Source organism: Inquilinus sp. (assembly GCF_039594555.1).
Taxonomy (GTDB): Bacteria; Pseudomonadota; Alphaproteobacteria; order DSM-16000; family Inquilinaceae; genus Inquilinus.
In genome coordinates this window covers 1-11149 of the sequence record NZ_JBCNNF010000229.1, presented here as the reverse complement: position 1 = coordinate 11149, position 11149 = coordinate 1, and the positions used below count along the sequence as shown (strand labels likewise).

Genomic DNA, 11149 nt, shown 5'->3' with positions numbered 1-11149 from the left:
GGTCGCTCGACCGGCTTGCCGCCGCTCTCCCGCAGCTCGGCGGCAGCAACGCCCAGCGCGACCTGTTCGTCCTGGCCCTGGCCGAGGCCGCGTCCCGGCGCGGCGACGCTCCGGCCCTGCGCGCGATCGGCGCCGCCCGCCGCCGCCTGAAGACCGAGGACCGCCTGATCGCAGCGGTCGACGGCCGCGCCTTGTCCCCCTCGGCCCGCCTGCGGGCCAAATGCTGAATTCAAGTGGAGATCCCATCATGACCATGACCGAAACCACCCCGGCGCCGCTGTTCCCCGCGGTCACCGGCCGCCTCGTCCCCACCATCCTGCTGGCCGGCATCGCCGCCGATGTGGTGTGGGAGATCTGGGCCCGCGGCATCACGCCCTTCCTGGTCGGCGGCCCGCTGCAGCCCGCGGCGCTGGTGCAGTCCGTCTTCGGCTTCCAGAACTGGACGGTGGCGGAGCTGATCCACGCCATCACCGGCATCGTGTTCTACCCGATCGGCTACCTGTTCATCGCTCGGCCGCTGCAGCGCCGGATCCTGCCGCAGCTGCCGCTGGCGCTGACCGGCATCGGTTTCGGCACCGGCCTGTGGGTCTTCGCCCTCTACATCATGGCCCACATCTTCGCCGGGCTGCCCGCCTTCCTCGGCTTCATCCCACTGGCCTGGGCGTCGCTGGCCGGCCACATCCTGTTCGGCCTTGTCGTCGCCTACGTCGTACGCTTCCGCGAGTCCCAATCCGCTGAAAGCGCCCTGTAGATGACCCGAGTTGCCGACACGATCGCCGCCACCCTGCACGCCCATGGCATCCGCCACGCCTTCGGCATGCCGGGCGGCGAGGTCGTGACCCTGATCGACGGGCTGGAGGCGGCGGGCATCCGCTTCCACCTGGCCCGGCACGAGACCGCGGCGGCGATCATGGCCGCCGGCGCCTCGGTGACCACGGCGACGCCGGGTCTGCTGGTCGCCACGGTCGGTCCGGGCCTGGCGAATGCGGTCAACGGCATCGCCGACGCGGCGCAGGAGCATGTGCCGCTGGTGGTGATCTCCGGCATCGTCGACCGCCCGACCCGGGCCCGCTACACCCACCAGGTGATCGACCACGCCGCGCTGCTGCGGCCGCTGGTCAAGGCCAGCTTCGAGGTCGAGCCGGAAAGCGCCGGCCCGACCGTCGCCCGCGCCCTGGCGATCGCGCTGGCTGAACCGATGGGGCCGGTGCATCTCGATCTGTCGCCGGCCGTGGCGGCGATGGCCGACCCGGCGCCGCGCCCAGTGGTCCCGCCGGCGGTGCTGCGCCCGGCGGTGGCACCACAGGACCCGGCGATTGCGGCAGTGGCCGACCGCCTGTCGCAGGCCCGCCGGCCGCTCATCCTGGCCGGGCTGGAGGCGGCGCAGGGCGGCGCCGGCCCGGCCTTGCTGCGCCTGGCCGAGCGGCTCGGCGCGCCGGTGGTCACCACCTACAAGGCCAAGGGGCTGGTGCCGGAGGATCATCCCCTGGCGCTGGGCGGCGCCGGGCTGTCGCCGGCGGCCGACGCGCTGCTGCTGCCGCTGTTCGGGCAGGCCGACCTGCTGCTGTTCGTCGGCTACGACCCGATCGAGATGCGGCTCGGCTGGCTCGACCCGGTCTCGGACCCGGCGAAGATCATCGAGGTCACCGGCGCGCCGGCCGACCACGCCATGCACCATGCCAGCACCCGCCTGCTGGCCGCCCCTGCGGCCGCGATCGCCGCCTTGGCCGAAGCGGTCCGACCCGCCGAGACCTGGACCGGCGGCGAGCCCGCCGCGGCCCGGACGGCGCTGGCCCAGCGCTTCGCCGCCCCGGCCGAGTGGGGTCCGCACGCGATCGTCGAGGTGCTGAACCGTGCGGTGGCGGAGGGCGACCTCGTCACCGTCGATGCCGGCGCCCACCGCATCCTGTTCTCGCAGAAATGGGTGGCGCGGCGGCCGCTGTCGCTGCTGCAATCCGCCGGCTTCTGCACCATGGCCGCGGCCCTGCCGCTGGCGATCGGCGCCAAGGTCGCCGACCCGGCGCGACGCGTCGTCGCCGTGATGGGCGATGGCGGGCTGGAGATGGGGATCGGCGAGCTCGCCACCCTGCGAGACCTCGGCCTGCCGGTCACCCTCGTGCTGTTCCAGGACCGGAGCCTGGCCCTGATCGCACTGAAGCAGAACTCGGCCGGGCTGGCGCCGAACGGCGTCGCCCTCGGCCTCACCGATTTCGCCGCGATCGCCGAGGGTTTCGGCGGCCATGGCCGCACCGTCGCCGGCGCCGCGGCGCTGGCCGAGGAGCTGGCCGCCGCCCGGGACCGCGACCGCTTCACCCTGATCGCCTGCAGGTTCGACGCCGATGCATATGACCAGGCCTTCTGAGCTGGCGGGACGCGAGGCGCTGTCCAGCGCCCCCGCCGGCCGCAGCCGGCGCGACCCGCGGCTCGACTTCTTCCGCGGCCTCGGGATGCTGATCATCCTGACCGCGCATATCCCGGACAACACCTGGATCCTCTGGATCCCGGCGCGCTTCGGCTTCTCCGACGCCACCGAGATGTTCGTGTTCCTGTCCGGCATGGCCTCGGCCATCGCCTTCGGCCGGGTGTTCGACCGCGACGGCTTCGCCCGCGGCGCCGGCCGCGTCGCGCGCCGGGTGTGGCAGATCTACTGGATCCATGTCGCGGTCTTCGTCGTCATCGCCGCGCTGGTGGCGGCGGCCGGCACAAGGCCGGGCGGCGAAAGCTACATCGTCGAGCTGAACCTGCCGCATTTCTTCGCCGACCCGATCGGCCTGCTGCCGCGGTTCCTGACCCTCAGCTACGTGCCGAACTATTTCGACATCCTGCCGATGTATCTGGTGATCCTGGCGCTGATGCCGGCGATGATCCTGGCCGAGCGGCTGCACCGCGCGCTGCCCTTCGTGCTGATGGCCGCGATCTGGGGCCTGACCCAGGCGCATCTCCTGGACCTGCCGGCCGAGCCCTGGTCGGACCGCGCCTGGTTCTTCGACCCGTTCGGCTGGCAGCTGCTGTTCTATCTCGGCTTCTTCCTGATGCGCCGCACCCTGCCGTCGCCGGGCTTCAGCCGGGCCCTGATCGCCCTGGCCGCGGTTTTCGTCCTCGCGACGGTGCCATTCGCCTACTACCGGATCCTGGAAGCATCGCCCTTCTTCAACGGCTGGGCCCAGGCGCTGGCGCCGCTGACCGACAAGACCCATTTCGGCATCCTGCGCCTGGCGCATTTCCTGGCGCTGGCCTATCTCGCCGCTCATCTGGTCGGCCCCGGCGGGGCGCGGCTGAAGGGCGCCGCGGTGGCCGTGATCTCCAAGGTCGGGCAGCAGACCCTGGCCGTCTTCGTCAGCGGCATGGTCGCGGCGCAGGTGCTGGGCATGGGGCTGGACCATGCCGGCCGCGATGCCGTCACCACCGCCGCCGCCAACCTGGCCGGCTTCGGCGTGCTGATCGCCGTGGCCTATGCCGTCGCCTGGTTCAAGGCGATGCCGGCCCGCACCGGCGGTGCGCCGGTGCCGGAGGCGGCGTGATGGTCCGGCTCCTCCTGGCTGGCGCCGCGCTGGTGCTGGCCCTGCGGCCGGCGCTGGCCGCCGGGACCGCGGTCCCGACCGAGATCTGCGGCGGCGACGTGCCCTGCCGCGTCGCCGATGGCGAATACCGCATCGCTTTGCCGCCGGGCGGCGCGCCGGCCGGCGTCTATCTGTTCTTCCATGGCTATGAGGGCTCGGCCGCCGACCAGATGCGGGCGGCCGACCTGATCGCCGTGGCCCGTGCCCACGGCCTGGCCTTCGCCGCGCCCGACGGGCTCGACCGCACCTGGTCTTTCGCGGGCTCGCCCAGCCACGACCGCGACGACACCCGCTTCGCCGGCGAGGTGCTGGACGACCTGCAGCGCCGCTTCGGCTTCGGGCCGGACCGGGTGGTGGTCGGCGGCTTCTCGCAGGGCGCGTCGATGGCCTGGTACGTCGCCTGCCATCTCGGCGACCGGGTCGCCGGCGCCGTCACCTTCTCCGGCGTGTTCTGGGACCCGCTGCCGCAGCCCGGCGACTGCGAGGCAGCGCCGCCGCCGCTGGTGCATGTCCATGGCCGCGCCGACCGCACCTTCCCCCTGGCCGGCCGCGCCATCGGCGACCGCTGGCACCAGGGCGACACCTTCCGCAGCCTCAAGGTGCTGGAGGAGCGGGCCGGCTGCCGCCTCGGCGCCGGCACGCCGGTGACGGTCGCCGGCATCGCCTGCACCCAGGCGCAGGGCTGCGAGCGCGGCCCGCTCACGCTGTGCCTGCACGATGGCGGGCACGAGGTGCGGGCCATCTGGCTGGACGGCGCCCTGAGCGCGCTGGGCCTGCCCGCAACCCCGATCACGAGCGAGGTTCTGCCATGACCCCCGATGCCCGCCCCGGCGACCCGAAGCGGTCCGACGAGGCCGCCCGCGAGCTGGCCCGCAAGGACCGGCGTATCCGCGAATTGGAGGAGGAGCTGGCCCGGCTGCGCGCATCCGTGCTGCTGACCCAGTGACCCCGCATCCCCGAAAGGAGCTGACCATGGTCCGACGCACCTTGCTGGCGCTCGCCGCGCTGGCCTTCATCGCCCCCCTGGCCGCCCGGGCGCAGGACGCGCAGCACCCGGTGAACACGCTGGGCGCGCCGGCCGAGAATGTCGCGATCCGCGGCTACGACCCGGTGGCCTATTTCCGCGAGGGCAAGCCGCACCAGGGCAGCCCCGACTTCACCGTGCAGCATGACGGCGCCACCTGGTGGTTCGCCAGCGCCGAGGACAAGGCGCTGTTCCAGGCCGATCCGGAGAAATACATGCCGGCCTTCGGTGGCTTCTGCGCCTACGGCACCTCGCGCGGCTACCTGGTGAAGATCGAGCCGGAGGCCTGGTCGATCGTCGACGGGAAGCTGTACCTGAACTACGACCTCGGCGTCCGCGACACCTGGGCGAAGGACCCCAAGGGCTACATCGCCAAGGCCAATGGCAACTGGCCCAAGCTCGGCGCGGGCGACATCAAGCAGTAGGCCCCGGCCGGTGATGCTGCCCGTCCCTCGTGGCGTTATCATACAACTTGCCGCTTCCCCGGCAGGTCGCCATTGATGGGCTCCGAAATCGGGGCCATCATCCCGGCCTTGCCGAACGGAGCAGCACCGTGACCTCAGCGGATCTCACCCTCTCCTATGGCCGCGGCCATCTGCCGATCCGCCTGCCGGCGGGGGCGCAGGCGACGGTGGTGCGCAAGCAGCCGCTGCCGAAGCTGCCCGACCCGCAGGCGGCGATCCGGCAGGCGCTGGCGCAGCCGATCGGCGCGCCCGGCCTGGCCGAGCTGGCGCGCGGCCGGCGCAGCGCCTGCATCCTGATCTGCGATATCACCCGGCCGGTGCCGAACAAGCTGTTCCTGCGGCCGATGGTCGAGACGATGGTCGCGTCCGGCATCCCGCTCGACCGCATCAGCATCCTGGTCGCCACCGGCCTGCACCGGCCCAATCTGGGCGAGGAGCTGGCCGAGCTGGTCGGCGACCCCTGGGTGCTGCAGCATGTCCGGGTCGACAACCACGACGCCCGCGACGATGACGCCCATGTCGATTTCGGGCGCACCGCGACGCGCGGCACGCCGGTGAAGATCGACCGGCAGTTCGTCGAGGCCGATCTGCGCATCGCCACCGGGTTGGTGGAGCCGCATTTCATGGCCGGCTGGTCCGGCGGCCGCAAGGTGATCGCCCCCGGCGTCGCCCATCACGAGACCATCCGCACCTTCCACTCGGCGCGGTTCATGGAGGACCCGCTGGCGGTCCAGTGCAACCTGGTCGGCAACCCGCTGCATGAGGAGCAGCTGCAGATCGTCGGCATGCTGGGCGAGGTCTACGGCCTGAACACCGTGCTGGACGAGGACCGCGACCTGGTGTGCGTCACCTTCGGCGAGATCATCGCCAGCCATGCCGCCGCGGTGGAGTTCGTCAGCGGCGCCACCCGGGTGCCGGTGCCGCGCAAGTTCCGGACGGTGGTGACCTCCTCGGCCGGCTATCCGCTGGACAAGACCTATTACCAGACGATCAAGGGCATGGTGACGCCGCTCGACATCCTGGCGCCGGGCGGCACGCTGATCATCGCCTCGGAATGCTCCGAGGGCTTCGGGTCGCCGGAATTCCGCGACGCCCAGACCCGGCTGGTCGAGCTGGGGCCGGAGCGGTTCCTGGCGACGCTGACGGCGAAGTCGCTGGCCGAGATCGACGAGTGGCAGACCGAGATGCAGCTGAAATCGCTGCGCCTCGGCCGGGTCGAGCTCTACACCACCGGCCTCGGCGCGGCCGAACGGGGCATCACCGGCACGGCCCTGGTGGATGATCTGGATGCCGCTATCGCCGCCAGCGTGGCGCGCGCGAACGACCCGGCCGTCGCGATCATCCCGGAAGGGCCGTATGTCATCCCGTATCATGCGGCGGGGTGAAAGCTGGCCAGCGGGCCCACTTCATTCTAGTCCCCCCTCCCCCTGCGGGAGGGGGGTAGGGGGAGGGGGTTCTTGCAGCAAGAGCTGGCGTCCTCAGGGGACGGTCCTGGCGTGGCCAACCCCCTCCCCCTATCCCCCTCCCGCGAGGGGAGGGGGGACTCGGAGGTCACCCCGCCTTCGCCTCGGATTGCAGGGCGGCGTAGCGGTCTCTTGCGCGGGTCAGGTGCACGCGCATCGCCCGGCGGGCCGCGGCGGCGTCGCCGGCGCGGATGGCGGCCAGGATCGCCTCATGCTCCTGCCCGACCCGGCGCAGATGCCGCTCGCGCTCCGCCTGGGTCAGGGCCGCGACCGGGATGCGCTGGCGCGGGATGACCACGTTGAAGACGTCGAACACCCGGGCGAAATAGGCGTTGCCGGTGGCGGCCAGGATGGCGCGGTGCAGCGCCAGGTCCTCGCCCAGCCCGACCGTCTCGGCATCGGCCCCCGGCGCCGAGATCGCGGCCAGGAACGCCGCCTGAGCCGCCTCGATCCGCGCCAGCTGCTCCGGGTCGCGCCGCTCGGCGGCCAGGGCCGCGGCCTCGACCTCGATGCTCAGCCGCAGCTCCAGCACCTGCAGCACGTCGCCGATCGACTGCAGCTTCTCGGCGTCGATGGCGAAGCTGCGGGCGGGCACGGTCTCGGCCACGAAGGCGCCGAGCCCCTGGCGGGTGGTGATCAGGCCGCGGGCGCGCAGCGAGGCCAGGGCCTCGCGCACCACGGTGCGGCTGACCCCGGTGGCGGTGACGATCGCCTGTTCGGTCGGCAGGCGCTGGCCGGGGCCGAGGTCGCCGGACGCGATCTGCGCCTCCAGCGTCTCGACCAGGCCGGCGGTGAGGTTGGGGGCTTTCCGGATCGCACCGAAAGCCGCGGAATCCCCGCTCATGTCATCCTTCAGGTCACACGCCTCGCGGCCCGCAGGATCGCAGCGCCGGCCGCCCGGCGCAAGGCTGCCGCGGTGCTGGCCGCATTGTGAACCCGCCGGCAATCTGGAACAGTCCGGGCATGGAGCTGCATCTCGATCTCGTCGGCGGCCTGGCGGGCGACATGTTCATCGCCGCGCTGCTCGACCTGTTCCCGGAGCATGAGGCCGGGCTGCAGGACAGCCTGGCCCGCGCCGGGCTGCTGGCCGGCGTCACCGCCCGGCTGGCGCCGCACAATGACGGGGTGCTGGCCGGCAAGCGCTTCCTGGTCGGGCGGGCGGGCGGGCAGGGTGGCGGGCATGACCATGTCGCCTGGCGCCGGATCCGCGAGGGGCTGGAGGCGTCGGCGCTCGACCCCGCGGTGCGAGACCATGCCGTCGCCATCTTCCGGCACCTGGCCGAGGCCGAGGCGCGGGTGCATGGCGTGGCGGTGGAGGCGGTGAGCTTCCACGAGGTCGGGGCCTGGGATTCGATCGCCGACATCGTCGGGGCGGCGCATCTGATCGCCGCGACCGGAGCGTCGCGCTGGAGCGTCGGTACCGTGCCGCTCGGCTCCGGCCGGGTGCGGACGGCGCATGGGCCGCTGCCGGTGCCGGCCCCGGCTACGGCGCTGCTGCTGCAGGGCTTCGCCGTGATCGATGACGGCGTCGGCGGCGAGCGTGTCACCCCGACCGGCGCCGCCATCCTGCGCCATCTCTGCGGCGACGCTGCCCGACCCGCCCAGCCGCGGATCCTGGGCGGCACGGGCATCGGCTTCGGCACCCGCATCCTGCCCGGCCTCAGCAACTGCGTGCGGGTGCTGCGCTTCGACCCGGCGCAGCAGGCTCTGGGCTTCGAGACGGATGCGGTGCTGGTGGTGGAATGCGAGATCGACGACCAGTCGGGCGAGGAGCTGGCGCTGGCGCTGGACCGGCTGCGCGCTCATCCGGCGGTGCTGGACGCGGTCCAGGCCCCGGTCTTCGGCAAGAAGGGGCGGATGATGACGCATCTGCGCCTGCTGGCGCGGCCGGAGGCGCGGGACGAGGTACTGCGGCTATGCTTCAGCGAGACCACCACGATCGGCCTGCGCTATGGCGTTCAGGACCGCGCGGTGCTGCCGCGGCGGATGGTCGAGGTCGCGGCCGGGGGGCGGCCGGTGCGGGTCAAGGCGGTCGACCGGCCCGGCGGGCTGACGGCCAAGGCCGAGGCGGATGACGTGGCCGACCTGGACGGGCATAAGGCCCGCCGGGCCCGGCGACGGGCGGCGGAGCAAGCGGTGGAAGAGTCATGAGTGCGGATCGAACCCGGCTCGAGGTCGTGCTGGACGGGCTCGGGCCGATCGCGGTGGCGGTCAGCGGCGGCGTCGACAGCATGACCCTGGCGGTGCTGGCCCATCGCCGGCGCCCCGATGCCGTCACCATGGTCCATGCCGTGTCGCCGGCGGTGCCGCCGCTGGCGACGGCGCGGGTGCGCGACTGGGCCGGGCGCGAGGGCTGGGCCCTGACGGTGCTCGACGCCGGCGAATTCGCCGATCCGCGCTACCGCGAGAACCCGGTGAACCGCTGCTATTTCTGCAAGACCAATCTCTATGGCGCCATCGCCGGGCGGGTCACGGGCACCATCGTCTCCGGCACCAATCGCGATGATCTCGGCGAGTACCGGCCGGGGCTGGACGCGGCGCGCGAGCACGGCGTGCGCCACCCCTATGTCGAGGCCGGGATCGGCAAGGCCGGGCTGCGGGCCCTGGCGCGGGACCTCGGTCTCGGCGACCTGGCGGAGCTGCCGTCCTCGCCCTGCCTGTCGAGCCGGGTCGAGACCCTGATCCCGATCGAGCCGGAGATGCTGCGCACCATCGACACGGTCGAGCAACTGGTCGCCGACCGCCTGCGGCCACGCACGGTGCGCTGCCGGATCCGCGCCGCCGGTCTGGTGGTGGAGCTCGATCCCGGCAGCCTGGCCGGGCTGGGCGAGGCCGGCGCGGCGGCGCTGGAGGCGTCGATCCGCGCCGTCCTGCCCGCCGCCACGGCATCGCGGCCGCTGGCCTTCGCCCCCTACCGGGTCGGCAGCGCCTTCGTCGGGGTGCCGGGATGAGCCGGGACGAGGTCACCCTGGATTTCGCTCGCGGCGGTCGCATCGGCCAGGACGAGGCGATCTATTGCGGCGAGAAATCCGCGGCCCAGATCGCGACGATCCTGGATCTCGCCGAGGCGGCGGGCGCCGGGCTGCTGCTGACCCGCCTCGACACGGCGAAGCTGGAGGCCCTGCCGGCCAGCCATTGCGGCGGCATCGACTATTGCCCGGTGTCGCGCACCGGCTTCTTCGGCCCGCTGCGGCCCGTCGCGGCGACGGGCCAGGTGGCGATTCTGTCGGCCGGCACCTCCGACATCCCGGTGGCGCGCGAGGCGGAGCGCACGCTGCGCCATGCCGGGCAGCGGGCCAGCCTGTTCAGCGATATCGGCGTGGCCGGGCTGTGGCGGCTGACCGACCGGCTGGACGAGATCCGCGCCCATCCGGTGGTGATCGTCGTCGCCGGCATGGATGCGGCGCTGGCCAGCGTGGTCGGCGGGCTGGTGGCCGGGCCGGTGATCTGCGTGCCGACCTCGGTCGGCTACGGCGTCGCCGCCGGCGGCCGGGCGGCGCTGGACGCGATGCTGGCCAGCTGCGCGCCGGGCCTGTCGGTCTGCAACATCGACAACGGCTACGGCGCCGCCTGCGCCGCGCTGCGCCTGCTCGACGCCGCCCGCCGGTTGCGGGAATAGAAGGCAAAAAAGGCCCCCCGCGAGGGGCTGGGATATCCACAGATGTTCAGCGGCCGGCCTGCGCGTATTGCGCGTCGGTCACATGCTCCAGCCAGTCGACGCTCTTGCCGTCCAACTGCTCCGCGATGGCGACATGGGTCATGGCCGTGATCGCCGTGGCGCCGTGCCAGTGCTTCTCCCCGGGCGGGATCCAGACCACGTCGCCCGGATGGATTGGCTCGACCGGCCCGCCCTCGCGCTGCACCCAGCCCTGGCCGGCGGTGACGATCAGCGTCTGCCCCAGCGGATGGGTGTGCCAGGCGGTGCGGGCGCCGGGCTCGAAGGTGACGATGACGCCGCCGACACGGGCGGGGGCGGCGCGCTGGAATCGCGACGCCATGTGCACGGTGCCGGTGAAGTATTCGGCCGGGCCTGGGCTTGGCGGCTGGGCGCCGTGGCGGACGATGTCCAAGATCGGTCTCCCTGGTCTGTCGGATTCGCTGGTGCCAGCTTGCACCTCTGAGCGCCGCTCGAACACCGGCCCGATGACGCATGAGGCGGTCGGCGCATGCCGCGCGGCTGCCCGGCACGGTTGCGCCCGACGGCGACGGGCGGCGCGTTGGCGATGCAGCCAAACACAAAGTCCCTTGCGCCAGTCTGCGACTTTGTTCATGATATGTTCCATGAAGCCAGCGCCAGAGGATCTCGACGTCCAGGCCTATTGCCGCAGCCTCGCGCTGCAGCAGATCCAGATGCTCACCCGCCTGGCCGAGATCGCCATGCAGCTGGCCGAGGGCGAAGGCGTCCGCGCCATCGGCGCCCAGGCGAAGGCCGCCCAGCCCGAAACGGACGAGACCGCGGTCCAGGCCGCAAGGGCCGAGGCGCAGGAGGCCGGGCTGGCCTTCAGCCGCTTCTCCCGCTCTGTGCACCGCTCGCTGGCGCTGCGCAGCCGCGCCGCCGACAGCCTGTGCGCCCGCGACAGGACCCAGGCCGCCGATCGCGCGGCCGCCCGCCAGGATCGCCGCGACCGCCACCGCGAC

The 11149-nt window shown here is 72.8% G+C and carries 14 protein-coding genes; 12 read left to right on the top strand and 2 right to left on the bottom strand.

The genetic code is table 11. The features are described 5' to 3' along the window. From ABDW35_RS22440 to larA, 8 genes are all read left to right on the top strand, one after another. On the top strand, positions 1-227 hold a 227-nt coding region (locus ABDW35_RS22440; protein ID WP_343716107.1), incomplete at its 5' end, for a hypothetical protein. 20 nt (positions 228-247) lie between these two features. Further along, on the top strand, positions 248-751 hold the full coding sequence (locus ABDW35_RS22435) for a hypothetical protein (RefSeq protein WP_343716106.1): 504 nt from the start codon (positions 248-250) through the stop codon (positions 749-751). After that, a complete protein-coding gene (locus tag ABDW35_RS22430; protein ID WP_343716105.1) occupies positions 752-2362 on the top strand; it encodes a thiamine pyrophosphate-binding protein in 1611 nt (536 codons plus the stop codon). Then, positions 2346-3521, top strand: coding sequence for an OpgC domain-containing protein (locus ABDW35_RS22425; protein ID WP_343716104.1), 1176 nt, complete (start codon positions 2346-2348; stop codon positions 3519-3521). The genes ABDW35_RS22430 and ABDW35_RS22425 overlap by 17 nt, the downstream gene beginning before the upstream one ends. Beyond that, a complete protein-coding gene (locus tag ABDW35_RS22420; protein WP_343716103.1) occupies positions 3521-4372 on the top strand; it encodes an alpha/beta hydrolase-fold protein in 852 nt (283 codons plus the stop codon). The genes ABDW35_RS22425 and ABDW35_RS22420 overlap by 1 nt, the downstream gene beginning before the upstream one ends. Beyond that, the gene (locus ABDW35_RS22415) at positions 4369-4506 is read left to right on the top strand and encodes a hypothetical protein (RefSeq protein WP_343716102.1); all 138 of its coding nucleotides are present in this window, start codon (positions 4369-4371) and stop codon (positions 4504-4506) included. The genes ABDW35_RS22420 and ABDW35_RS22415 overlap by 4 nt, the downstream gene beginning before the upstream one ends. 26 nt (positions 4507-4532) lie before the next feature. Then, complete coding sequence (locus tag ABDW35_RS22410) at positions 4533-5009, top strand: YHS domain-containing (seleno)protein (RefSeq protein WP_343716101.1); 477 nt, start codon at positions 4533-4535, stop codon at positions 5007-5009. Positions 5010-5137: 128 nt separating this feature from the next. Beyond that, a complete protein-coding gene (gene larA / locus ABDW35_RS22405; protein ID WP_343716100.1) occupies positions 5138-6433 on the top strand; it encodes a nickel-dependent lactate racemase in 1296 nt (431 codons plus the stop codon). A gap of 166 nt (positions 6434-6599) precedes the next feature. Here larA and ABDW35_RS22400 read toward each other — a convergent pair whose 3' ends face one another. Next, positions 6600-7355 (bottom strand): FCD domain-containing protein, encoded by a 756-nt coding sequence (locus tag ABDW35_RS22400; protein WP_343716099.1) that lies wholly within the window; start codon positions 7353-7355, stop codon positions 6600-6602. A gap of 119 nt (positions 7356-7474) precedes the next feature. Here ABDW35_RS22400 and ABDW35_RS22395 point away from each other — a divergent pair, with 119 nt between their 5' ends. Genes ABDW35_RS22395 through larB form a run of 3 tightly spaced genes read left to right on the top strand, consistent with a single transcriptional unit; the run spans position 7475 to position 10130 of the window. Further along, the gene (locus ABDW35_RS22395) at positions 7475-8662 is read left to right on the top strand and encodes a LarC family nickel insertion protein (RefSeq protein ID WP_343716098.1); all 1188 of its coding nucleotides are present in this window, start codon (positions 7475-7477) and stop codon (positions 8660-8662) included. After that, positions 8659-9462 (top strand): hypothetical protein, encoded by an 804-nt coding sequence (locus tag ABDW35_RS22390; protein ID WP_343716097.1) that lies wholly within the window; start codon positions 8659-8661, stop codon positions 9460-9462. The genes ABDW35_RS22395 and ABDW35_RS22390 overlap by 4 nt, the downstream gene beginning before the upstream one ends. Further along, a complete protein-coding gene (gene larB, locus ABDW35_RS22385) occupies positions 9459-10130 on the top strand; it encodes a nickel pincer cofactor biosynthesis protein LarB (RefSeq protein ID WP_343716096.1) in 672 nt (223 codons plus the stop codon). The genes ABDW35_RS22390 and larB overlap by 4 nt, the downstream gene beginning before the upstream one ends. Positions 10131-10176: 46 nt before the next feature. On the opposite strand, the gene ABDW35_RS22380 is transcribed toward larB, so the two are convergent. Then, on the bottom strand, positions 10177-10581 hold the full coding sequence (locus ABDW35_RS22380) for a cupin domain-containing protein (RefSeq protein WP_343716095.1): 405 nt from the start codon (positions 10579-10581) through the stop codon (positions 10177-10179). Between the two features lie 211 nt (positions 10582-10792). On the opposite strand from ABDW35_RS22380, the gene ABDW35_RS22375 reads away from it, so the two are divergent. Further along, positions 10793-11149, top strand: a 357-nt coding sequence (locus tag ABDW35_RS22375) for a hypothetical protein (RefSeq protein ID WP_343716094.1), incomplete at its 3' end; no start/stop codon positions are given.

Excerpts from the sequence above, each read along its gene's own strand:
- ABDW35_RS22435 (WP_343716106.1), top strand. The coding sequence starts at position 248 with ATGACCATGACCGAAACCACCCCGGCGCCGCTGTTCCCCGCGGTCACC.
- ABDW35_RS22430 (WP_343716105.1), top strand. The coding sequence starts at position 752 with ATGACCCGAGTTGCCGACACGATCGCCGCCACCCTGCACGCCCATGGC.
- ABDW35_RS22425 (WP_343716104.1), top strand. The coding sequence starts at position 2,346 with ATGACCAGGCCTTCTGAGCTGGCGGGACGCGAGGCGCTGTCCAGCGCC.
- ABDW35_RS22420 (WP_343716103.1), top strand. The coding sequence starts at position 3,521 with ATGGTCCGGCTCCTCCTGGCTGGCGCCGCGCTGGTGCTGGCCCTGCGG.
- ABDW35_RS22415 (WP_343716102.1), top strand. The coding sequence starts at position 4,369 with ATGACCCCCGATGCCCGCCCCGGCGACCCGAAGCGGTCCGACGAGGCC.
- ABDW35_RS22410 (WP_343716101.1), top strand. The coding sequence starts at position 4,533 with ATGGTCCGACGCACCTTGCTGGCGCTCGCCGCGCTGGCCTTCATCGCC.
- ABDW35_RS22400 (WP_343716099.1), bottom strand. The coding sequence starts at position 7,355 with ATGAGCGGGGATTCCGCGGCTTTCGGTGCGATCCGGAAAGCCCCCAAC.
- ABDW35_RS22395 (WP_343716098.1), top strand. The coding sequence starts at position 7,475 with ATGGAGCTGCATCTCGATCTCGTCGGCGGCCTGGCGGGCGACATGTTC.
- ABDW35_RS22390 (WP_343716097.1), top strand. The coding sequence starts at position 8,659 with ATGAGTGCGGATCGAACCCGGCTCGAGGTCGTGCTGGACGGGCTCGGG.
- larB (WP_343716096.1), top strand. The coding sequence starts at position 9,459 with ATGAGCCGGGACGAGGTCACCCTGGATTTCGCTCGCGGCGGTCGCATC.